This is a genomic window from Mesorhizobium quangtriensis (assembly GCF_040081925.1).
Lineage (GTDB): Bacteria > Pseudomonadota > Alphaproteobacteria > Rhizobiales > Rhizobiaceae > Mesorhizobium_K > Mesorhizobium_K quangtriensis.
The window spans coordinates 551,699-569,099 of sequence record NZ_JBEBMF010000001.1; the positions used below are offsets into that span (position 1 = coordinate 551,699).

The window sequence follows — 17,401 nt, forward strand, 5'->3', positions numbered from 1 at the left end:
CGCAAACCCGTCAGCGCGAAAGCGCATCGAGAATCCGCGCCCATGAGCGCTGACCCTTATGGAAGGAATTGAGATCGTACTTCTCGTTCGGCGAATGGATGCGGTCGTCCGGGAGAGCGAAGCCGACCAGCAGCGATTCCATGCCGAGATAGGTGCGGAAGTCGCCAACGATGGGGATCGAACCGCCACCGCCAATGGTGACCGCCGGCTTTGGCCACTCTTCCGACAGCGCCTGCTTCGCCTTGGTCAAAAACGGCGCATCGTAGGAAAGCTGGATCGCCGGCGAGCCGCCATGCGGATGGAATTCGACGGAGCAATCGGCCGGCAGGCGCTCGCGAACGAAGTGCTGGAACGCTTCGGCGATTTTCGCGGGGTCCTGCTTGTGGACGAGGCGAAACGAAATCTTCGCTGAGGCCTCGGCCGCGATCACAGTCTTGAAGCCCTTGCCTGTATAGCCGCCCGAAATGCCGTTGAACTCGGCGGTTGGCCGCGCCCAGACCATTTCCAGAACCGAGCGCCCCTTCTCGCCGGCAGGCACCGACAGGCCGATAGGCCCGAGGAAGCTTTCCGGCGTGACGCCGAGCGTCTCCCACGACTGCAGCACCTGCGACGGAGTCTCATCGACACCGTCATAGAAGCCGGGGATGGTCACCCGGCCATTCTCGTCATGGATGTCGGCCAGAATTTTCAACAGGATCCGGATCGGATTGGCGGCAGGGCCGCCATACATGCCGGAATGGAGGTCGCGGTTGGCCGCCTTGACTGTCACCTCGACGCCGACCAGCCCGCGCAACGATGCGCAGATGGACGGCGTCTGCGCGTCGAACATGTCGGTGTCGCAGACCAGCGCAAAGTCGGCCTTCAGCTCCTCGCGATTGGCTTCGAGGAAGGGCTTCAGCGATGGCGAGCCCGATTCTTCTTCGCCCTCGAACAGGATCGTCACGCGGCACGGAAGCTGCCCGTGCTCGGCCTTGAAGGCCCGGCAGGCTTCCACGAACAGCATGAGCTGCCCCTTGTCGTCGGACGAGCCGCGCCCGGTGATCACCTTCCGGCCCGGCTCGATCTCCCTGACGGCCGGATCGAAGGGCGGGTTGTCCCACAGCTCGATCGGATCGACGGGCTGGACGTCGTAATGGCCGTAGAAGAGAACATGCGGGCTGTCTGCCGACGGTCCCGGGTGATGCGCCACCACCATCGGATGGCCGGGGGTGTCGCGCACGCTGGCCTCGAAGCCGATCCCGTTCAGGTCCGCAACGAGCCACTCGGCCGTCTTCCGGCATTCCGCCGCATAGTCGGGATCGGTGGAGATCGACTGGAGTCTGAGAAGCGCGAACAGCCGCTCGAGGCTGGCGTCCAGATGTGTGTCGATATGATCGAGAACCGGGGAAAGAGCGGGCATTTCTATTCTGGCTTCCTTCAGGCGTGCTGCCAAGCGGGCTGGCATGCCGTCCTACAACAAGCCCGCCGTGAAGAAAACCGCTGACCCCTGAGCCAGGGTCACGATGTCGGCGCAGGCCGAACCGGCTTCAGCGGCAGGAGGAACAGCGCGGCCAGCAGCCCGACCACCCCGCCGATGACGGTTTCCCATGCGCGCGAGAAAAGCAGGGGCACGGAATGCTCGCCCGAGGCCGCCAGCGTGACGACCAGCGCGAAGGCGAACGCACCACAGGCAATGTCGTAGCGCTCGGGCAGGGCCATCGCGTAGATCACCATGGCCAAGGCGGCTACAAGCCAGAGAACCAGTGGGGCCTCGTGGGCTAGTGGCAGGCAGATCAGGCCGAGCGGCACGCCGATGGCCGTGCCCAGAATCCTGCGACGAACGCGGTCGAGCGTGCCGGCCGCCGAACCGGCGATGACATAGGTGCAGGCTGTGATCGCCCAGGCCGGTTGCTGCAGGCCGAACAGCGACGTCAGGCCGATGATGGCGAGCGCGCCGGTTGCCGCTTGCAGGCCCATGGCAAGCTGGGGACGCATTCCAGGCAATCCCGTGACGCGAACGTCTGGGGTGGGTAATGCAAGCGCAGGCTTCTCGGATGGTCCGCTCAGCACGCGCGGCACGATCGCTGCGACGGCGGCGATCACGCCGGCGAGCGCGATCGTCCAGAGGTCGTCAGGTCCGAGGCCGGACGTATAGGCGAGAAGCTGCCCGATGTAGATCTGCGAGCCGAGGCCGGTCCCGAGGATGCCGAACCGCCGGAGATAGCCGGTACAGAATGCGCCGGTAACAAGGACCAGTTCGGGTCCGAACGTGCTGACAGACGACAACAGCGGCGCAAGGAGCACGTAAACCATAGCGCCTGCCGCTGCCGCGATACACAGGTACAACAGGTCGCGACCGGAATGGAACCGGCTTTCGCGCGCCTCGGAGACGCTTGCCCAAAGCGCGAAGCCACCGGCAAGAACGCTCAGCGACGGGCCGGCATCGAGCGCATTGACGACCTCGGGCATGCGGCCGGCCATGGCTGCGATGCCGAAGGCGGTGACGAGCCTGAGCCCCTTGATGCGGCGGTGGACGCCGGGATCAAGCCTGTCCAGCCAGTCGAGCAGTCCGGAACCCGTGTTCGCCATGACACACCCTCCAGCGTTCATAGCGCGGATTTTAGACCTGCGGCAGGGTCGTGGAAGACTGCCTGTCAGCGCCAGCCAAGGCCCGGCGCGACGTGCTTCAGGATCGCCTCGATGACGTGGGCGTTGTAATCCACGCCGAGCTGGTTCGGAACGGTGAGCAGCAGCGTGTCGGCCGCCTTGATCGCCTCGTCCTCGCTCAATTGCTTGATCAGCTTGTCGGGCTCGGCCGCGTAGGAACGGCCGAAGACGGCCTGCTTGCCGGGCTCGATATAGCCGAAATGGTCCTGGCTGCCGCCTTCGCCGCCGAAATAGGCCCGGTCCATGTCGTTGACGATGGCGAAGATCGAGCGGCTGACCGAGACGCGCGGCTCGCGCGTGTGGCCGGCTTCCTTCCAGGCTGCGCGAAAGGCTGCAATCTGCTCGGCCTGCTGGATGTGGAAGGGCTTGTCGGATTCTGCCATGACCAGCGTGGAACTTTGCAGGTTCATGCCCATCTTGCCCGTCCATTGCGCGGTCGGCGTCGTCGCCGCGCCCCACCAGATACGGTCGCGCAGGCCTTGCGAATGCGGCTCGAGCCGGAGCAGGCCGGGCGGATTGGGGAACATCGGCCGGGGATTGGGCTGCGCGAAGCCCTCACCGCGGATGACATCGAGGAAGACTTCGGCATGACGGCGCGCCATGTCGGCGTCGGTCTTGCCCTCCTCAGGCGCGTAGCCAAAATAGCGCCAGCCGTCGATCACCTGCTCGGGCGAACCACGGCTGATGCCGAGCTGCAGGCGACCGCCGGCGATGATGTCGGCTGAACCTGCGTCCTCGGCCATGTAGAGCGGGTTCTCGTAGCGCATGTCGATGACGGCGGTGCCGAGTTCGATGCGGTTGGTCTTGGCCCCGGCTGCGGCCAGGAGGGGAAAAGGCGAGCAAAGCTGGCGGGCGAAATGGTGAACGCGGAAATAGGCGCCGTCGGCGCCGAGCTCCTCTGCCGCCACAGCGAGGTCGATCGACTGCAGCAGCGCGTCGGAGGCGGAGCGCGTGCCCGACTGGGGAGACGGCGACCAGTGGCCGAAGGAGAGGAAGCCGATTTTCTTCATGATGTGCCTGCCTTGCCGCGTTCTGGAGATGCCCGCAGTTAGGCGCTTCCGCCGGTCGCGACAAGCACCGTGAGGGCGACGGTCTGTCCAGTTTTCAGAACGTGGTGTGAAGCAGTCGGCGATAGAGATAGCGCTGCGGCAATAGCATCCAGCGGCCTTCGCCCTTTGCGGCGAGCACCATCGAGGCGCGGATGAGCCGTGATTCCAGGCCGCCCCAGCGGAGGGGACCGAGGCGCCCCAGGAGGTCGGCGCTGATCTCGCAGCCGTAGATTTCCCACGCCAGTCGCAGCATCGTGACGAGCGGAAGCGTCGCGCCCGACCGTTTGGCGCGCACAACCAGTTCCTCCGGATCGGGGCCAAGGCGCGCGACCATCAACCCGTCGACCACATATTGCAGCCGGCCGAAAAGATGCGATGTGGAGCCGTGCAGCGCTGCCAGCACAAGCCTTGCCGCGTGCGTGACGCCACCAAGCGCCGGATCCGCGTAGAGGTCGTAGGTAAGCGACTGCGCGGCGCGCAATTCAGGGGCATGCACGACATCGGTATGCACTTCGACAAGCGTGGTGCCGTGCTGGTCGGCGCGCGTCCAGGCGCGCTCGGTGTAGTCCACGCGCTTGCCGGAGGGGACGTGCTCGGTGAAACCGAGGTCGCGCAGGACGTCGCCGAGAGCTTCCGCGGCATCGGGTCGAACCAGCAGGTCGACGTCGGAGAAAGTCCGCAGGTAAAGTCCGCCATAGGCGACCTCTGCGAAGTCCACGCCCTTGACGATCACGGCGGGCAGGGCCGCAGCCGCTATCTTCTCCCTGATCGTGCCGGCCACATCAGCCAAAAGGCTCGCGCGCGCAAAATCCCCGATGCGCAGGTCGTTTGCATGATCCGACAGCCATGCGGAGGTGGCGGCGACGACCCGCGTGTCACCTGCCAGAAAGTCCAGGGGCGCGTCCTTCAACTGCCGCATAAGGTTGCGCGCGAAGGCCGGGCGCACATTGTGCCGGGCGGCGAGGCCGACGAGCCGCTCCATCTGGCCGCGTTCCGAAGCATCGAAAGGCGATGGACGAAATCGCTCGTTCGCACCCCGAGGGTCGGACAATCGCGCCAGCCACGCTTCTGTCCGACCGATCTTCACGGCGCATTCCCCGCGCCATCCTTCATGGCCCGAGTCACCATCCCCGGCAGGCTGGCGAGATCCTCGCCTGCGTGCAAGGTGAACGCAGGCGTACGCTGGATCATGTCGGCGAACGTCATGAACCTGTCCAGCGCCTTGGCGGTCATCCCCGCCGCCCGGGCCGCGACATTGTCATGCGCAAGTACGGCAAGGACTTCCGGTCGCGACGCGGGTTCGAGAACATGGCCGGCGGGCGAGCGCGATCCCAGGATGATGATCGCGGCCAGCGGCCTTGCCTCTGGCGGCATGACCCCGATCCGGTCGGCAATTTTCTCAAGCGCAATGCCCTGCTCGCCATTCTCGTCCCATCGGTCGTCAGGCAGCGGACCGATCCATGACAAAAGCTCGGCTGTCCGCCTGTGAACTTTCAGTGAGCGGGGTACGCCCCAGGCCAGCACGCCCTCGGGCTTCGGAACGACGACCGCCACGTCGTCTGTCATCAGCGAAAAGCCCTCATGGGCGAGCGTCATCGCGGTTGTCGTCTTGCCGTAGCCGGATGGCGCGCAGACCAGAACTGCGCGGCCGGAGGCTTCCTCGACGAGGCAGGCGGCATGCAGCAGATACTGGCCGCCATGGAACAGCGCGGACTCGACGACCGGGATCACGATCGAGGACAGGAACGCATTGCGGCCTTCCGGCAGCACGAAAACCGTGGCGGCCCCGCTTCCGTGCAACTCGATCTTCACGACCTTGTCCTCGGCGACGAAAAACTGCTCGGTCTCCGACTCGAAGATGCGGCATGGCACCCCCGAAGTGTTCAGGCCCGCCCACGTCAGCGGCAGGTCCGGGTCGGGCGGGAGAACGTCCGCCTCAATGATGTCCAGCCTGAATGCGTCAAGCAGCGGGGCTCCGTCGGCGACGAAACCCGGATACATTGCGGCTATTGCGTCTATCCAGGCGCGGTCGCCGGCCGATACCAGAAGGCCGGCCCCCTGGAAGTCCAGATGCAGGGTTTGCTCGGGCACGGGATCAACAGAATTCGGCACGGTCGAAGCGACGGGCGATCCGGACGTTGCCACTTGTGTCAGGCGACCCGCACGAGGTTCTGGCTGAGCAGTTCGCGCGCCAGCTCGACGAGATCGCTTTCGAGTTCCGCGGTAGTGACTTCGAAGACATCGGCCATGCTCGCGGCGATGTCGCCTACTTGTTTAGATCCGTCCAGTTCGTTGAGGAAGAAGATGGTCGTATCGTTGGCGGTGAACATTTCGCCTGAATCGCGCCGCAGCAGCACGCCGCCTTCGTCATCGCCCATAGACTTGACGATGACCTCGGGAGCCAGTTCTAGCTTGGTCGACGGGGAAATGTCGCCGCCGGGTTGTTCAGTCGTCACGCCCATGTCCTCCAGACCGAGGCGGTTTTGATGCAACCCGGTCGCGCGGTCAAGCCTGCTCCGTACAACCGGATGCCACCGTTGGCTGGAAAACGGTCCTTTTTGACGGGTGCCGGCGTTTGGTCTGCGCCGGAGGCGCGAAAATTTCGAATCTTGCTGCTCCGCCGCGAATTCGGTAGAGCTTGATGACTGCCAGGAAGAGGATGCCACGATGAAATCCGAAGCAAGCAAATCTTGCAGGCTCGTAACCAGCCAGCGCAGGCGCTACGAGCGGCCGTCCCTCTCCAAGTCTCCCCTCGTGTTGCAGGCCGTAACGGCGGACCCGGGCCAGATGTCCGGCGGGTTCAAGTGAGCGATCGGGTGTCAACTGGCCGGCTGGATGCGCGGAGGAATGCGCTAGCGAGATAGCAAGGGCGCCTAGCTTTTCAATTCATGCTGCTCTCGCTTCTTCATAACCAGACAAGGCTGATCGATGCGCGAACCGGGACCGAACTGGGTCTCGGGCATTTCGTTGCCGAGGTCGAGCAACGGGCCCGCGCTTTTCGGGAAGCAGGACTCGGACCGGGATGTTGTGCGGTCGTGGCGCGTCCCGCGCCGGTCGACTATCTGCGCGACATCTTCGCGCTTTGGGAAGCAGGGGTCATGGCGGTCGCCGTCAACCCGGGGATCACGCAGGAGGAGCGCTCCAATGTGATGCGGGCGACCGGAGCGTCGGCCCTCCTCGACGAGGATGCGATCAGCCTTGCTGCCGCCATCGTGTCGACCGGATCTTCTCCGCTTGGGCCCGACGACCCTGCACTGACCCTGATGACATCCGGCACCACCGGACGCCCGAAGGGCATCGTTCATACACAGCGCAGTCTGTCTGCCCGCGTCGCCCTCAACGTGGCGGCGATAGGCCAGGCCGATCTCCGGACGTCGCTCTGCGTCCTTCCCCTGCATTTCGGACATGGGCTGATAGGCAACATCTTTACCGTCATGGCGGCGGGCGGCACGCTCATTCTGTGGCCGCAGCCCTCGATCGACGAGATGCGCGGTTTCGGTACACTGGTGGATACGCGGCGCATCACCTTCATGAGTTCCACGCCGTCGTTCTGGACGGTGGCGATGCGCCTGTCCATGCGGCCCGTGCATGTGATGCGCCGCGTCCATGTCGGCTCCGCCCCGCTCTCCGTCGAACACTGGCGCGCGATTGCCGGCTGGACGGGGACACGCAACGTCTTCAACATGTACGGCATGACCGAGACGGCGAACTGGATCGGCGGTGCCAGCCTTGAAGACCCGGGCGCAGCGGACGGCCTCGTCGGCAAGCCATGGGGCGGCAGCGCCGCGGTTCTTGACGAGTCCGGCAACGTCCTGCGGGAAGGGTCGGGCGAAGTGCTTGTGGCGACGCCATCGATCATGTCCGGCTACCTCGGCATGGAGGCCGAGACACGCGCTGCATTCCATGGTTCCTGGTTGCGCACCGGCGACACCGGCAGGATCGACGCCGATGGCTGCCTGACGCTCGTCGGCCGCATCAAGAACGAGATAAACCGCGGCGGCGTCAAGGTTCCGGCCGAAGAGATCGACATGCTGCTGGAACGCCATCCCGCCGTGCGCGAAGCTTGCGCCTTCGCCCTGCCAGACCCGATCGCCGGCGAGGCGGTGGCGGCGGCGATCGTCTTGGCCGAAAATGCCGACATTCCTGCGCTCCGCGCCTGGTGCCGGGAGCGATGCAGGGCGGAGGCGGTGCCGTCGAAAATCTTCGTGCTCGACGCGATCCCGCGCAACGACCGCGGCAAGATCGTGCGTGACCGCGTGCGGGAAGCAGCGCTCGCATCGGGACCGGGGGCCTGAGCGGCGTGGGGCGCCAGGCACTGCGCGAGAGGATCGAAAGCGAACGTTTCGATCTCGTGCCGCTCAACAGATGGCAGGCGTTCCGCCTGACTTATCCGTGGACGCGGGATATCGAGTTCGTTACCAGTTTCACGGGATCCGGTGCGACGCGCTCGCTCCGCGGATGGTATCGTGAAATGATCCGCGCCAACAAGCGGAGGCGCTTCGTCCACGCGATCGTGCCGCGCGGCGGCTCGGTGCCGATCGGCATACATACTATGTCAATGTACGGATACCGGTCCTGCCGCCTCGGCATCGGCATCCAGGATCGAAGCTGGTGGGGCAAGGGCGTTGTGCAGGAGGTGCGCGCACGCCTGATCGATCATATTTTCGAGCATTCCGATGTGGAAAGACTGCATGCCGAGGTGGTGGGCCGCAATCTTCCGTCGGTCTTCAACTACCAGAAGCTCGGCTTCGCCCATGTGGGCACGATGCACCGCTCAAAATCCGACCCAGTAACCGGTCAGGTTCACGACATGCTGATCTTCGAGATGTTCCGCGATGAATGGATGCGGCGGAAGGCCGAGCGCAATGGATGAGGCGCGCCTGACGGTGGTTGCCGGCATTATTGCGGGAGTGCTGGGGTGCCGTCCGCAGGACGTGCCCGCGGACGCACCAGTTGGATCGCTGCCGCAGTGGGACAGCATCGCACATCTGTCGATCGTCCTGGCCTTCGAGGAGAAGCTCGGCCGACAGCTCACGCCCGACGAGATTGCCGCGCTGAAGACAGTCGCCAGCCTGGCGGATCTGTTGCCCTCGGAAGCCGGAACCCCCGCTTAGCCGTTGCGTGCAGGCGGCGGGGGCACGTCCCTCGGCGCGACGCGCAGAATTGAGTACCCAAGAATGCCGGCCAGCAGGGAACCGAACAGGATGCCGACCTTAACTTCCTCTTGGAGGTGCGGGTAGTCGGCAAACGCCAACAGGCCGATGAAAAGGCTCATCGTGAAGCCGATCCCGCAGAGAAGCGACACGCCGACGAGTTGGAAGGTGCCGGCGCCCATTGGCATGTCCGCCAGACGGAAACGAATGACCAGCCACGCGCTGCCGAACACGCCGACAAGCTTGCCCACGAGCAGTCCAAGCGCAACGCCGAGTGTCAGGTCGTCGCCGAGCACGCCGAGCGAAAGACCTGCGAACGAAACGCCGGCATTGGCAAAGCCGAAGATCGGGATGACAAGGAAGGTCACCCATTTCTGCAGTCCGTGCTCGAGCTGATGCAGCGGCGACGTTATGTCGTCGGGCCGTCCTGGTGCGGGGCGCAACGGAATGGTTATCGCCAGAAGAACGCCGGCAATGGTGGCGTGAACGCCGGATTTGAAGACCAGATACCAGAGCACGAGTCCGAGCAGCAGATAGGGCGTCAGCCGCATCACGCCGAGGCGGTTCATGGAGAACAGCGCAATGACCACGCCGGCCGCCAGCGCCAGATAGGGCACCGAGAGATCGCCGGTGTAGAAGAGGGCGATGATGATGACCGCGCCGAGGTCGTCGATGATCGCGAGCGCCGTCAGGAAAAGTTTCAGCGAGGTCGGAACGCGGTTTCCGAGCAGTGACAGCACGCCAAGCGAAAAGGCGATGTCGGTCGCGGTCGGTATCGCCCATCCACGCACCACCAGCGGATCATTCCAGTTGAACGCCAGAAAGATAACAGCGGGCACGGCCATGCCGCCCACCGCCGCGACCCCGGGAAGGATGCGCCGGCTCCATGAACCGAGCTGCCCGTCGATCATCTCGCGCTTTATCTCGAGGCCGACCAGCAGGAAGAACAGCGCCATGAGCGCGTCGTTGATCCAGTGCGAAACGCTGAGCGGGCCTACGTAGGCCTTTAAGGCTGCGAAATAGGTGGGAGCGAGCGGCGAGTTAGCGACCAGGATCGCCAGCGCCGCAGCGCCCATCAGGACAAGGCCGCCTGATGCTGCATTGTCCAGGAATTCTCTGATGACGGAAAGCGGACGCCGGGGGCCCCGGCGATCATAAATTTCGTGCTGCATTGCCTACGGCTCCTCGAAAAATGCCAAAACATTCTCCGTATTGGGCTCGGCCCGGCGCACGCAGCACACGCCTGCCGCAAATTAACGCGCGCGCGCCAGATTGCAACGCGAATCGGGTCGAATTTCCCGCGTCGGCAGCCGTTGGGGTCGCGGCGAAGTAGTCTTTAGACGACGGGCGGGATAGGACGCGGGCTCCTGCGCTCGGCCAATGCCTTCTTGAAGATGACCAGCGGCAGGAAGATCGAGGCGAGCACGCCGCACAGCCAGACAATCAGCGTCGACAGCACCCAGGTGGTGAAGCCGGTGATGACGAGATGTGACGTCAGCCATGTCGTCACCAGCAGTCCGACGAAGGTGATGGCGAGCGCGACGCCACCGTTCAGCGCGCGCACATATTTGAACGACAGCTTGAAGATCAGCGGCCCGAGGATGAACTTGGCGATGGTGAACAGCGCAACCACGATGATGAAGCCGATCACGTCGATCACAAAGCCGGGCAACAGCCAGGCGGCGATCAGCAGCCCGATGGCGTTCGCGGCCAGTTCGATAACTGTTGTTGCGATCAATCGAATCATCAGGTGCTCCGGTAGTGGCTGATCGGCCTGCAATACGGGTCAGCTTATAGGCGATTTCCCCTTGCGGAAAGAGGCGCCATTCTCAGTTTGCGGAGCGATCTTTACCGCATTCAAAGGTGGCAGCCGGGCTTGCGCTTCAGTGCCAGATATTCGTCGATCAACTGACGATAGCGCGTTGGGCCGAAGCTCGGGAAATGCCCGCCATGGACGATCGAGACGTTCAGATCGCGCATCCCCTCCAGCGTCGCCAGATAGTCGCCGATGTCGGAATGATAGGCGTCGTCGATAAGCGGCCCGTCATAGACGATGTCGCCTGACAGCAGGATGCCGGTCTTCGCCTCGTAAAGCGCGATGCCACCCGGCGAGTGGCCGGGGGTGTGGATCACCTCGAAGGCACGGTCGCCGAGATCGATGACATCGCCTGCCTCAAGGATACGGTCGGCGGGCGCGGGCTGTATGTGGTAGCGCGCTGCATCCCAGCCCTCGGGCGGGACGATGAACATCTCGTCGGTCGCGTAGCGGTCGGCGACCGTCCACTCGTTGCGCGGGACGGCGAGGATTTCTGCCTCGGCACGATGCACGCAGCGGTGGGGAAACTCGTGATGGCAGCCGATATGGTCGAAATGGGTGTGGCTGGCGACGCAGACGAGCTTTTTCTCCGCAACCAGCGGAACGTGTTGCCGCAGGCTGAAATGGCCGAGCCCGCTGTCGAAAAGCAGGTCGCGGTCGCGCCCGCGCACATGCCATATGTTGCAGCGGTAGAAAGGCGTGATCCACGGCTCATGGATGAGCGTCACGCCATCGCCGAGCTTGATTGTCTCGTACCAATCGGCTGCCGCGATAGCCCGTGTCATCGCGAGAGCATCACCATGTCGGCAGGCGTCGCGTACAATTCGACCTTGTCGCCGATGGCGACGCCATAACTCGAACGGAGCTTGGCGATGAAGGTGACATCAGGGTCGCGCGTGGAGACCGCCAGGACCCGCTTGAAACTGCCCTGGAAGACGACGTCGGTGACGGCAGCCTCGCCGAGTGAGACGGAGCCGCTTTCGGGGACCAGCGTGATGTGTTCCGGGCGGATGGCGAGCGACACGTCGAAGCCGGGCTCGCCGGCGCCGGCGAGCGACAGCGGACCGACCTGCGTATCGACGCGGATTTCGTCCATGCCGAGGTCGAGAATCTTGCCTGATATCAGCGTGGATTCGCCCATGAAGGTGGCGCTGAAGCGCGACGCCGGCCGCGAATAGACCCGTTCGGCCGGCCCCTGGTCCTCGATGCGGCCTTCGCTCATGACGACGCAGTGATCGGCCAGCGCCATCGCCTCTTCCTGATCGTGCGTGACGTGTATGAAGGCTGTGCCGACGCGCTTCTGCAGGGCCTTCAGCTCGTCCTGCATCTGGCGGCGGAGTTTCAGGTCGAGCGCACCGAGCGGCTCGTCGAGCAGCAGAACGGCCGGCTCGACGACCAGCGCGCGCGCCAGCGCCACGCGCTGGCGTTGGCCACCGGAGAGCTGGTGCGGGCGTTTGTGGATGGCATCGCCAAGGCCGACCATCGCCAGCGCATCGCGCACTCGCGAGGCGCGAGCCGCGCGCGGTACGCCGCGCATTCGGAGCCCGAAGCCGACATTGTTGCCGACGGTGAGATGGGGGAAGAGTGCATAGTCCTGGAAGACGGTCGCCGTGGGGCGTCGTGCCGGCGGCGCTCTGGTAAAGTCATTGCCGCGGATGAAGACGCTGCCTTCGTTCGGATGCACGAAGCCGCCGATGATGGAGAGCAGGGTCGTCTTGCCCGAGCCGGAAGGCCCGAGCAGCACCGTGTAGCTGCCGGGCTCGACAGTCAGCGACACCTCGTTCAGCGCCTTGTGTCCGCCGAAGCTGTGCGAGAGCTTGCGGATTTCGACCAAAGGCCCAGAGAGGGACTGCCCGGGCAGGGGTGCAGTCATCGACGGGTCCTTCGCAGGAAAACAAGTTCGAGCAGCAGCGCCATGACGATGGAGACGCCGAACACCAGCGAGCCGATGGCGTTGGTGCGCGGGTTCAGCCCGGAGCGCAGCAGGTTCCAGATTTCCACCGGCAGCGTCGTGTCGAAGCGCGTCAGCAGGAAGGCGATGACGAACTCATCCCACGAGAAGGTCATCGACAGGAAGAAGCTGGCGAAGATGGCGGGCCACAAGACGGGCACGCTGACGAGGAAAAGCACCTTCCACTCGCTGGCGCCGAGGTCACGCGCGGCGCGCTCGAAATTCACCTGGTTGTCGCCCATCTGGCTGTAGATGATGGCGAAGCAGAGCGGCAGGTTGATCACCACATGTCCGATGCCGGCGGCCAACAGTGACTTCGGCACACCCGCCCAGTTGAAGACGATCAGCAGCCCCATGCCGATGATCAGGTAGCTGACGGTCAGCGGCAGGGTGATCAGGCCACGCATCAGGCTCGAGCGCGGCAGGTGGTAGCGCGCGAAGCCCCATGCCGCGAGGAAGCCAAGCGTCACCGCCATCGCCGAGGACAGGCCAGCGAGCACGACCGAGTTGAACAGCGCCGACATCAGCCGCCGATCGGCAAGCACTGCCTCGTACCAGCGCAGCGACGGCCCGGTGAAGGGCGGGATCGGGAAGGAACTCGCCTGCAGCGAGAACAGCACGAGCACGATGACCGGCAGGAAGATGAAGCCGTAGATGGCGAGCGCATAGGCGGAGACGAGTATCTTGCCAGCGATCCGCATCACGTCCGCTCGATCTTCAGCCAGCGGGAGCAGAGGATGTAGGCAATGGTCACGACCACCATCAGGATGATGGCGAGCGCCGAGGCGAGCGGGAAGTCGCCGCGCCTGCCGATCTGCATCATGATGAGTTGCGGCATTAGCAGCTCATTGTTGCCGCCGAGTATCTGCGGCGTGATGTAGTCGCCGATGGCGAGCACGAAGGTCAGGAACGCGCCGACCATGATGCCCGGCAGCGTCAGCGGCAGGATGACATGCAGGAAGGTTCGCACCGGTCCCGCGCCGAGGTCGGCGGCGGCGCGCCGGTAGCTCGGCGACAGCTGCTTGAGGTTGGCGAAGATGGTCAGCGTCAGCAGCATGACGAAGAAATGCGTAAAGCCGATCACCGTCGCCGCGCGCGTGTTGGCGATCTGAAGCGGCGCGTCGACCAAACCCGAGCCGGTCAGCGCCTGGTTGACGACGCCGTTCTGGGCCAGCACCAGAAGCCAGCTGTAGGAGCGCACGACATAGGACGTCCAGAACGGCAGGATGGCCAGCACCAGCGCCAGCCGCTGCAGGCGCGGCGGCACGATCTCGGCGAGGATCCAGGCGAAGGGATAGGCCAGCAGCACCGAGATAGCGGTGACGATCAGCGTCACCTGCAGCGAGTTGACCATGGCTCGCCAGTAGCTCGGATTGTCGAAGAACTGGCGGTAGTTTTCGAAGGTCGCCCGGCCATCGTCGTGATGAGTCAGGCTCAGCACGACCATGGCCGTGAAGGGCAGGACGAAGAACACAAGCGTCCACAGAAGCGCTGGCGTGACCAGCGCCCAGGGCAGGAGCCGTACGGGCTGCGATTCGCTCACAGCTCGGATTATTGCGCCTGGAGCATTTCTGTCCAGATGTCCTGCATCTTCTTGTCGAGATCGGCGTCCGGCGACGGGTAGGGCTGTGCGCGGGCCAGGAAGCCCGGCTGCTCGTCGAAACGCAGCGTCTTCTTTTCCTCAGCGCTCAGCGCCGCTTTGGTGCTGGCGGGCATGCCCCAGTAGCATGACGAGGTGGCGAGGCGTGCCTGGCCCTCGGGGCTCATGATGTACTGGATGAACTTGAGCGCCAGATCCTTGTTTTTGGAGGCCTCGAACATGGCGAGCGCTTGCGACCAGAGCACAGCGCCTTCCTTCGGAATCGAGAAGTCGAGCGCCGGGTTCTCCTTGGCGAGACCCGCCGTCACCCATTCGCCGCCGCCGACGAGGATATCGACCTCGCCGGTCGCGAGCGCCGTCTGGCTGGCGGTGACCTCGCCGACCAGCTTGGCGTTGGCCTTCATCTTCATCAGTTCGTCGCGGATGGCCGGCAGGTCGGCTTCGGTCAGCTTGGCGGTTTCCTTGCCGAGCGCCAGCGCCGCCATGCCGATGACCGGTAGGTAGTAGTCATAGATCGCGATGCGGCCCCTGTATTTCTCGTCGGTCAGCGACGCCAGCGACTGCATGTCGGCCGGATCAACCTTCGTGTTGTTGAAGCCGATCGTGTTGTAGCCGAACTTTTCCGTGATGCCGTAGCGCTTGCCGTTGACGACCGTTGAGCCGTCCATCTTCACTTCCGGGAAGATGTCGGCGATCGGCAATTGGTCCTCGGGCAGTTCCGCGAACAGGCCCTTCTCGACGCCGCGCGGGATGTCGATCGTGTCGATCACCATGACATCCCAGTCGCCGGGCTGCGACTGCTCGACGATTGCGAGGCCCGCGCCGGTGCCTTCGAATTCCTTGACGTTGACCTTGACGTTGTTGGCCTCCTCGAAGGGCTGCAGCAGCGCCGGGTCGGCGTGATCGCACCAGATCAGCGCGTTGAGCTCCTGAGAAAGAGCGGGCGATGCGGCGAACAAGGCGACTGTCGCCGCGGCGAGCGCTGACGCGCGGACATGCTTCCTAAGGATGGACTTCATCGTGAGGCTCCCATTGCCATTTTGGCTGTTGGGAAAAAACTGAACCAGTTCTAAACTTGAGTCAATTCCAAAATCAGTGCAGTGTTACCCAATGAGCGGGTTGCGCGAGAGACAGAGAGCTGACCGGCACCGCCGCATCCTGGAGGCGGGCGCCTCGCTGTTTCGCCAATCCGGCTACGAGGGCGCTAAAATAGAGGCGATCGCTGCAGACGCCGGCGTCTCGGTCGGCACGATCTACAACTACTACCGAAACAAGGGTGACATCCTCGTCGCAATCGTATCGATGGAAGTGAACGAGGTGCTGAATGCCGGGCGCGGTGTCGTGGCGATGCCGCCGGCGAACGTCGCTGACGCGATCGATACGCTGATCGGCATCTATATCGACCACGCACTGATCTACCTGTCGAAGGAGATGTGGCGTCAGGCAATGGCGACCTCGACACAGCAGCCCGACAGCCCTTTCGGCAAGACCTATACGGGGCTCGACCGGGGCCTCGCCGACCAGACCTGCGAACTGGTGGAGCGTCTGAGGGCGCTTGGCCTTGTGCGGCCCGACATGGATATCCGGTCCGCCGGACAGATCATCTTCAACAACATGAACATGATGTTCATCGAATTCGTGAAGGATGACGCCATGACGCTTGGCGACCTTCGCACCGCGATCCGCCGCCAGAACAAGGTCCTGGTCGACGCCATCGCGGCACGGGATGGATAGGGTCGAGTCAGAGCGTCTCTTCGGCGAGCGCCCGTTCGGTTTCGTTCCTTGGTTCGCCGACATTGGGCTCGCCTTTGCCCGTCAGAATGAGGGCACGCAGGCTGCCATTGATATAGGTGGTCCATCCCGCCGAGCAGGCCTCCCAGCATTCATAGTCCGGAACGAGCCCGACATGGGTGAACGTCAGTTCGGCGCCTCCCTTTGCCGGGCGGATGTCGAACACGACCTCCGTACCCTTCCATTCGCTCTTGTCCTCGGTGAAGTTGAAATAGTTATCCACGATACTCCAGACGACTTTCTCGCCGGGAACCGACGTCTTGATCTTGATCGTGCAGCGGTGAATGTCTCGAAAGCGGTAGTTGAAGATATCGCCGGCCTTTTCGGACTTGCCCTTGATGTCTTCCGACCACCATCCCCGGACATTGATGACGGCGGCGTAGACCTCCGCCGGCTTGCGGTCGACGGTGAAGCGGGTGGTGAAGTTCTCTTGTGTCATGATGCTCTCCCTTTCAAGAGGTGCGTCAGGCCGGCAGCCGCCGGTCATATTCCTGTCTGAGTCTGCTCCACCGATCCCAGAACGGCTCGGTTTCATCGCCGCTCATGCGCGCGGCCAGCACGTCGAGATGCACATGCCAGCCCGGGCTGACGTTGAGCATGATCGACCGGTCCGGGATGCGGTGGTGCGTCACCGTCAGCAGGACCTTGTCGCCAGTCGGCTCCAGATCGAAGGTTACGCCGCCCGTGCTGCCCCAGGTGAAGGATAGCTTGCGCAGGAGTACAAGCTCGGTGATCTCGCTGCGCATGCTGTGTTCTTGGCGGATAGTGTCGGGACGCTTGCCGGGAGGCGTAGTCAGCTCGTCGTTGCGCCAGGTGAGCTCGAACGGCGCGCCGACCGAAAGTTGCATGTCGCCGGAGGCCAGCCATTTGCGGCGCAGGTCGCTTTCCGTCAGATAGGCCCAGACGCGCTCGACCGGCCCCGGCAGGACGCGCTTGATGGTCAGCGTCGTGGGTTCGGTCAGCACGCCGAATGCGCCCGGACTGCCGATATCGTTCATTCTTCATCTCCCTTTTTGGAATCGGTGCGCCGGCGTGCGTCTTCCTCGCGCAGCAGGCGGTCGAGTGCGTCGAGGCGGTCGGTCCAGAAGCGCTCGTAGAAGCCAAGCCATTCATGCGCGCTGGCAAGCGGCCCCGGCTCGAGCCGGCACATATGGATGCGACCGCGCACCTCGCGACGGATCAGGCCAGCAGCCTCCAGCGTCTTGATGTGCTTGGATGCGGCCGCGAGCGAGATCGCGAAAGGTTCGGCGAGCTGGCCGACTGTCTGTTCCCCATCCGCCAGCCGGCGCAGCATGCTGCGCCGCGTGGCGTCGCCGAGCGCGTGGAAGACGGGATCGAGTGCGGGAGCAAGATATTCAACCATAAAGTTGAATATAGCCACACACTCTTAATAAT

Annotated in this window: 21 protein-coding genes; 5 read left to right on the top strand and 16 right to left on the bottom strand. The window is 64.0% G+C overall.

The window, feature by feature from the left end; all coding sequences use genetic code 11:
* Positions 1–10: 10 nt before the first annotated feature.
* The 6 genes from ABMA32_RS02715 to ABMA32_RS02740 form a co-directional block, all read right to left on the bottom strand.
* A complete protein-coding gene (locus ABMA32_RS02715) occupies positions 11–1,399 on the bottom strand; it encodes a M20/M25/M40 family metallo-hydrolase (RefSeq protein ID WP_349012184.1) in 1,389 nt (462 codons plus the stop codon).
* A 98-nt stretch (positions 1,400–1,497) separates the two neighbouring features.
* Complete coding sequence (locus ABMA32_RS02720; protein ID WP_349012185.1) at positions 1,498–2,568, bottom strand: FUSC family protein; 1,071 nt, start codon at positions 2,566–2,568, stop codon at positions 1,498–1,500.
* A 65-nt stretch (positions 2,569–2,633) separates the two neighbouring features.
* Entirely contained in the window at positions 2,634–3,656 is a 1,023-nt protein-coding gene (locus tag ABMA32_RS02725; protein ID WP_349012186.1) for an LLM class flavin-dependent oxidoreductase, read from the bottom strand.
* A gap of 94 nt (positions 3,657–3,750) precedes the next feature.
* Complete coding sequence (locus tag ABMA32_RS02730; protein ID WP_349012187.1) at positions 3,751–4,782, bottom strand: nucleotidyltransferase family protein; 1,032 nt, start codon at positions 4,780–4,782, stop codon at positions 3,751–3,753.
* Entirely contained in the window at positions 4,779–5,786 is a 1,008-nt protein-coding gene (locus ABMA32_RS02735; RefSeq protein ID WP_349012188.1) for a hypothetical protein, read from the bottom strand. The genes ABMA32_RS02730 and ABMA32_RS02735 overlap by 4 nt, the downstream gene beginning before the upstream one ends.
* Positions 5,787–5,845: 59 nt before the next feature.
* On the bottom strand, positions 5,846–6,151 hold the full coding sequence (locus ABMA32_RS02740) for a PqqD family protein (RefSeq protein WP_349012189.1): 306 nt from the start codon (positions 6,149–6,151) through the stop codon (positions 5,846–5,848).
* 211 nt (positions 6,152–6,362) lie between these two features.
* On the opposite strand from ABMA32_RS02740, the gene ABMA32_RS02745 reads away from it, so the two are divergent.
* The 4 genes from ABMA32_RS02745 to ABMA32_RS02760 all read left to right on the top strand — a co-directional run bounded on the left by ABMA32_RS02745 (position 6,363) and on the right by ABMA32_RS02760 (position 8,809).
* Positions 6,363–6,503, top strand: a complete 141-nt coding sequence (locus ABMA32_RS02745; protein WP_349012190.1) for a hypothetical protein — start codon at positions 6,363–6,365, stop codon at positions 6,501–6,503.
* An 80-nt stretch (positions 6,504–6,583) separates the two neighbouring features.
* Positions 6,584–7,990, top strand: coding sequence for a class I adenylate-forming enzyme family protein (locus ABMA32_RS02750; RefSeq protein WP_349012191.1), 1,407 nt, complete (start codon positions 6,584–6,586; stop codon positions 7,988–7,990).
* A 5-nt stretch (positions 7,991–7,995) separates the two neighbouring features.
* Positions 7,996–8,568, top strand: a complete 573-nt coding sequence (locus ABMA32_RS02755) for a GNAT family N-acetyltransferase (RefSeq protein ID WP_349012192.1) — start codon at positions 7,996–7,998, stop codon at positions 8,566–8,568.
* The gene (locus ABMA32_RS02760) at positions 8,561–8,809 is read left to right on the top strand and encodes an acyl carrier protein (protein WP_349012193.1); all 249 of its coding nucleotides are present in this window, start codon (positions 8,561–8,563) and stop codon (positions 8,807–8,809) included. The genes ABMA32_RS02755 and ABMA32_RS02760 overlap by 8 nt, the downstream gene beginning before the upstream one ends.
* Here ABMA32_RS02760 and nhaA read toward each other — a convergent pair.
* The 7 genes from nhaA to ABMA32_RS02795 form a co-directional block, all read right to left on the bottom strand.
* Positions 8,806–10,020 (bottom strand): Na+/H+ antiporter NhaA, encoded by a 1,215-nt coding sequence (nhaA, locus tag ABMA32_RS02765; RefSeq protein ID WP_349012194.1) that lies wholly within the window; start codon positions 10,018–10,020, stop codon positions 8,806–8,808. The genes ABMA32_RS02760 and nhaA overlap by 4 nt on opposite strands.
* 164 nt (positions 10,021–10,184) lie before the next feature.
* Positions 10,185–10,595 carry a phage holin family protein gene (locus ABMA32_RS02770; RefSeq protein ID WP_349012195.1) on the bottom strand — a complete coding sequence of 137 codons (411 nt, stop codon included), beginning with the start codon at positions 10,593–10,595 and terminating at the stop codon, positions 10,185–10,187.
* A gap of 110 nt (positions 10,596–10,705) precedes the next feature.
* Positions 10,706–11,449: an MBL fold metallo-hydrolase gene (locus tag ABMA32_RS02775; RefSeq protein ID WP_349012196.1), complete on the bottom strand. Its 744-nt coding sequence runs from the start codon at positions 11,447–11,449 to the stop codon at positions 10,706–10,708.
* On the bottom strand, positions 11,446–12,537 hold the full coding sequence (locus tag ABMA32_RS02780) for an ABC transporter ATP-binding protein (protein ID WP_349012197.1): 1,092 nt from the start codon (positions 12,535–12,537) through the stop codon (positions 11,446–11,448). Before ABMA32_RS02780 ends, ABMA32_RS02775 begins: the two co-directional genes overlap by 4 nt.
* Positions 12,534–13,316: an ABC transporter permease gene (locus ABMA32_RS02785; RefSeq protein WP_349013313.1), complete on the bottom strand. Its 783-nt coding sequence runs from the start codon at positions 13,314–13,316 to the stop codon at positions 12,534–12,536. The genes ABMA32_RS02780 and ABMA32_RS02785 overlap by 4 nt, the downstream gene beginning before the upstream one ends.
* Complete coding sequence (locus ABMA32_RS02790) at positions 13,316–14,167, bottom strand: ABC transporter permease (protein WP_425475491.1); 852 nt, start codon at positions 14,165–14,167, stop codon at positions 13,316–13,318. The genes ABMA32_RS02785 and ABMA32_RS02790 overlap by 1 nt, the downstream gene beginning before the upstream one ends.
* Positions 14,167–15,234 (bottom strand): polyamine ABC transporter substrate-binding protein, encoded by a 1,068-nt coding sequence (locus ABMA32_RS02795; RefSeq protein ID WP_349012199.1) that lies wholly within the window; start codon positions 15,232–15,234, stop codon positions 14,167–14,169. The genes ABMA32_RS02790 and ABMA32_RS02795 overlap by 1 nt, the downstream gene beginning before the upstream one ends.
* Positions 15,235–15,325: 91 nt before the next feature.
* Here ABMA32_RS02795 and ABMA32_RS02800 point away from each other — a divergent pair, with 91 nt between their 5' ends.
* On the top strand, positions 15,326–15,949 hold the full coding sequence (locus ABMA32_RS02800; RefSeq protein WP_349012200.1) for a TetR/AcrR family transcriptional regulator: 624 nt from the start codon (positions 15,326–15,328) through the stop codon (positions 15,947–15,949).
* A 7-nt stretch (positions 15,950–15,956) separates the two neighbouring features.
* Here the strand turns inward: ABMA32_RS02800 and ABMA32_RS02805 are convergent, their stop codons facing one another.
* Genes ABMA32_RS02805 through ABMA32_RS02815 form a run of 3 tightly spaced genes read right to left on the bottom strand, consistent with a single transcriptional unit; the run spans position 15,957 to position 17,369 of the window.
* A complete protein-coding gene (locus tag ABMA32_RS02805) occupies positions 15,957–16,445 on the bottom strand; it encodes an SRPBCC family protein (RefSeq protein WP_349012201.1) in 489 nt (162 codons plus the stop codon).
* Positions 16,446–16,470: 25 nt separating this feature from the next.
* On the bottom strand, positions 16,471–17,004 hold the full coding sequence (locus tag ABMA32_RS02810; RefSeq protein WP_349012202.1) for an SRPBCC family protein: 534 nt from the start codon (positions 17,002–17,004) through the stop codon (positions 16,471–16,473).
* Positions 17,001–17,369 carry an ArsR/SmtB family transcription factor gene (locus ABMA32_RS02815; protein WP_349012203.1) on the bottom strand — a complete coding sequence of 123 codons (369 nt, stop codon included), beginning with the start codon at positions 17,367–17,369 and terminating at the stop codon, positions 17,001–17,003. The genes ABMA32_RS02810 and ABMA32_RS02815 overlap by 4 nt, the downstream gene beginning before the upstream one ends.
* Between the last annotated feature and the right edge of the window lie 32 nt (positions 17,370–17,401).

Bases quoted from the DNA above. Each gene is read 5' to 3' on its own strand.
- ABMA32_RS02715 (WP_349012184.1), bottom strand. From the start codon at position 1,399: ATGCCCGCTCTTTCCCCGGTTCTCGATCATATCGACACACATCTGGAC.
- ABMA32_RS02720 (WP_349012185.1), bottom strand. From the start codon at position 2,568: ATGGCGAACACGGGTTCCGGACTGCTCGACTGGCTGGACAGGCTTGAT.
- ABMA32_RS02725 (WP_349012186.1), bottom strand. From the start codon at position 3,656: ATGAAGAAAATCGGCTTCCTCTCCTTCGGCCACTGGTCGCCGTCTCCC.
- ABMA32_RS02745 (WP_349012190.1), top strand. From the start codon at position 6,363: ATGAAATCCGAAGCAAGCAAATCTTGCAGGCTCGTAACCAGCCAGCGC.
- ABMA32_RS02750 (WP_349012191.1), top strand. From the start codon at position 6,584: ATGCTGCTCTCGCTTCTTCATAACCAGACAAGGCTGATCGATGCGCGA.
- ABMA32_RS02760 (WP_349012193.1), top strand. From the start codon at position 8,561: ATGGATGAGGCGCGCCTGACGGTGGTTGCCGGCATTATTGCGGGAGTG.
- nhaA (WP_349012194.1), bottom strand. From the start codon at position 10,020: ATGCAGCACGAAATTTATGATCGCCGGGGCCCCCGGCGTCCGCTTTCC.
- ABMA32_RS02770 (WP_349012195.1), bottom strand. From the start codon at position 10,595: ATGATTCGATTGATCGCAACAACAGTTATCGAACTGGCCGCGAACGCC.
- ABMA32_RS02775 (WP_349012196.1), bottom strand. From the start codon at position 11,449: ATGACACGGGCTATCGCGGCAGCCGATTGGTACGAGACAATCAAGCTC.
- ABMA32_RS02780 (WP_349012197.1), bottom strand. From the start codon at position 12,537: ATGACTGCACCCCTGCCCGGGCAGTCCCTCTCTGGGCCTTTGGTCGAA.
- ABMA32_RS02785 (WP_349013313.1), bottom strand. From the start codon at position 13,316: ATGCGGATCGCTGGCAAGATACTCGTCTCCGCCTATGCGCTCGCCATC.
- ABMA32_RS02795 (WP_349012199.1), bottom strand. From the start codon at position 15,234: ATGAAGTCCATCCTTAGGAAGCATGTCCGCGCGTCAGCGCTCGCCGCG.
- ABMA32_RS02800 (WP_349012200.1), top strand. From the start codon at position 15,326: ATGAGCGGGTTGCGCGAGAGACAGAGAGCTGACCGGCACCGCCGCATC.
- ABMA32_RS02805 (WP_349012201.1), bottom strand. From the start codon at position 16,445: ATGACACAAGAGAACTTCACCACCCGCTTCACCGTCGACCGCAAGCCG.
- ABMA32_RS02810 (WP_349012202.1), bottom strand. From the start codon at position 17,004: ATGAACGATATCGGCAGTCCGGGCGCATTCGGCGTGCTGACCGAACCC.
- ABMA32_RS02815 (WP_349012203.1), bottom strand. From the start codon at position 17,369: ATGGTTGAATATCTTGCTCCCGCACTCGATCCCGTCTTCCACGCGCTC.